4 protein-coding genes are annotated in these 2,688 nt (G+C 33.4%); all 4 read right to left on the bottom strand.

The window, feature by feature from the left end; translation table 11 throughout:
• Window positions 1-441: 441 nt before the first annotated feature.
• Window positions 442-1,098, bottom strand: coding sequence for a polysaccharide deacetylase family protein (locus V7164_RS00820; RefSeq protein WP_335348320.1), 657 nt, complete (start codon window positions 1,096-1,098; stop codon window positions 442-444).
• A 305-nt stretch (window positions 1,099-1,403) separates the two neighbouring features.
• Window positions 1,404-1,760: a hypothetical protein gene (locus V7164_RS00815; protein ID WP_335348321.1), complete on the bottom strand. Its 357-nt coding sequence runs from the start codon at window positions 1,758-1,760 to the stop codon at window positions 1,404-1,406.
• Window positions 1,761-2,106: 346 nt separating this feature from the next.
• Window positions 2,107-2,295: a hypothetical protein gene (locus tag V7164_RS00810; RefSeq protein WP_335348322.1), complete on the bottom strand. Its 189-nt coding sequence runs from the start codon at window positions 2,293-2,295 to the stop codon at window positions 2,107-2,109.
• Window positions 2,285-2,611: an inner-membrane translocator gene (locus tag V7164_RS00805; protein ID WP_335353203.1), complete on the bottom strand. Its 327-nt coding sequence runs from the start codon at window positions 2,609-2,611 to the stop codon at window positions 2,285-2,287. Before V7164_RS00805 ends, V7164_RS00810 begins: the two co-directional genes overlap by 11 nt.
• Window positions 2,612-2,688 lie beyond the last annotated feature (77 nt).

Genomic DNA, 2,688 nt, shown 5'->3' with positions numbered 1-2,688 from the left:
TTGGCTTTCGGCCCATTACCTAACTGTCTACGCTTAAAGACGAAAGTTACCTTTAGCCCTCCAAGACTCGCTACGAGTGAATGGCTAGTTCTTACTCGACGGGAATCCCACCCGTTATATGATACGACCTATGCTCGGCCGCACAACTGCTTCGTTAGTACAATAACTTCTATAAAAGAGCACTTCTCCTTCTTGAAGAAATGCACCCATTAGTTCAATAAGAAATGAGGAGTAAAAGTACGAGGATTAGGGAATGTGATTTATTGCAATATAGCAGTGCCCCTTTTTATTTACATGTCTCACATACCTTAATGGAGAGAGTTTATTTTCGTTTGACATGAAAATTTCCATAGAGTTTTCCTTACTACCTAATATTCGGGTGAAAAAATCAGAGGTTTCACTCATCACATTTGTTACTATTCAGGAGAAAAATTTAAATGATTACCATTTTTCTATAGTAAAACACTTTTGATGAAATACTGGAATAGTTAGGAATTTATTACCTGATTGCATTAAATCCTCAATTATATTTGGCAAAGAGAGGACAGTAGCATCTCTCGGACCACTTCCAAATTTATCACCATCATGTAATAATACGATGCTATCAGTCTTTGTTTTTTTTAGAACACGTCTTTCAATCTTTTTTGCACTTGTTAAAGACCAGTCCCGACTATTTACATTCCATAATACTGATTTCAAACCCGAATCATGAATAATTCTAAGGGATTGATCATCTATCTTACCATACGGCGCACGAAAGATTATCGGTTCTTTGCCGATTATTTTTTTTATTTCCAAGTTGTTTTTTTTGATCTGGCTTGATAACTCTTTTGCTGATAAATCGGTGATTTTTGGATGATTCCAAGTATGATTTCCTATAACATGCTTTTCGTTATTTATCCGCTTAACGATTTCAGGATATTTTATTACTGCTTTACCTACAACAAAAAAAGTTGCTTTAATATTATAGGTTCCCAAGATGTCAAGAATCTGATTTGTGTATGGAGATGGTCCATCATCAAAGGTAAGTGAGACGAATTTAGATTTACTAATTGCCATTATCAATACACTCGCTTTGTTAACAATAATATCTATCATATGTTTGTTTATCCTTTTGGAAACCTTATTTATCACAACCTCAATCCTGGAGATTTTTCCTTGCTCAACTAACCTCCATTAGTTGAAGTGCAAACCTTCACAATATCTATTGTGTTTCAAACACAATTATCCAATTTCCAATACGGGGGCTGTTCAACAATCTGGCCCTATAATAAAAATATGCGATGTTCCTTTTACAGAAAAGCACTGGAATGCTGAATATGGAAAAATTAAAAAGATTTATTATTAGTTATTGTGCTAACGCACCCGTTAGTTCAAGAAAGAAGATATTCTTTTTCTATAAATTAATTTGGATTGTTTTCTAATAAAAATTCAATCAATTCCTCTTCACTATTAGTTTTAAATACAACATCCTTTACATCAAATACAATAAATGTTGGTGTTTCTTCTAACTCTAAGAATTTATATGAATTGGCTGTATCCTCTAAAGAAGTTCTTCCATGTATTTTTTTGACATTCTTTATACCATTTTTCGTCTTCCACTCATTATCAAGATTGTATATTCCAGTATCGTCAACAACTAATAGGGAATATTTGCTTTCATCATTTGAGAACAATGGATGTATCGGCTCTGTTTCAGATCTGTTTGAGCAGCCTACTAATATTACAAAAAAACAAAACAATAAAAGTACCTTCTGCAAAATGTACCGCCTCCACTGAAATCTTAACATAAATACTTGTAATTTTCAGTCATTTTAAATTAACTTTTATTAAAGTAACCTGCATGTTAGTGAAAAAGCGACCGTCCCTGTTGAACAATCTCACCCGTTAGCCATCCATGAAGCGCAAAAATTAGCGCTTCACCACAGAGAATGAAAATGGATTCCCCTGTCTAATGAACACTCAGAAGGCCCAGCCTTTTTTTAAAAAGCGTTTTACTGGGTCAATTTTGTTATGCTTTTTTCTGGGTTTTGAGCTTTTTAAGTTTTCATGGGAGTTGAACAAGAAAAAAGCGATTCCATATTAGGAATCGTACGTCTGGATTGTCTAATTAGATTGTGATTTTCTTAGCATTGCCCCGTTTGCAACAATTCCGATAAACCCAGTAATTGCGAAAAAACATGCTACAAACATAGGTGCTGAAGAAAGTGATTCAGTAAGTATTCTAAACATACCAAAAGCAAAAACAAGCAAACTACATATTAGTGTAATAATTAAACGAGTTTTATTTTTCACTTTTTAGACCTCCTAACAAGAACAGTTTTACAATCCATCTAATAATTCCAATCACCAGAATGAGGACCCCATTAGCTAAGGTTATAAGTCCTAAGAATGCTCCACCATAGCCTGCACCTTCGCCTGTTCCTCCAGAACTCCAATCATAAAAATGAAGAAATAATGCACCACTTGAAAAACCAATCATTGGGGCAAGTACCATCATTATGATGCCTGATACTATAAGAATTAATTTTCTTTTTTTAAACAATGTAAAGAAAACAACATTAAGCGATATTAAAAGTAAGATAAAAAATGTCAAAATCAAATTTTCCAAAATACCTTCCCCTTATCAGTTAAATTTTACCATAAATAAATTTCTTATTTAAGTATTCTGCCCTTTAGTTTAAGTAC

It is taken from the genome of Bacillus sp. JJ1474 (genome assembly GCF_036965225.1).
Taxonomy (GTDB): domain Bacteria; phylum Bacillota; class Bacilli; order Bacillales; family Cytobacillaceae; genus Cytobacillus.
The sequence above is the reverse complement of the archived record's forward strand: the minus strand, read 5'-3'. Positions and strand labels throughout refer to the sequence as shown.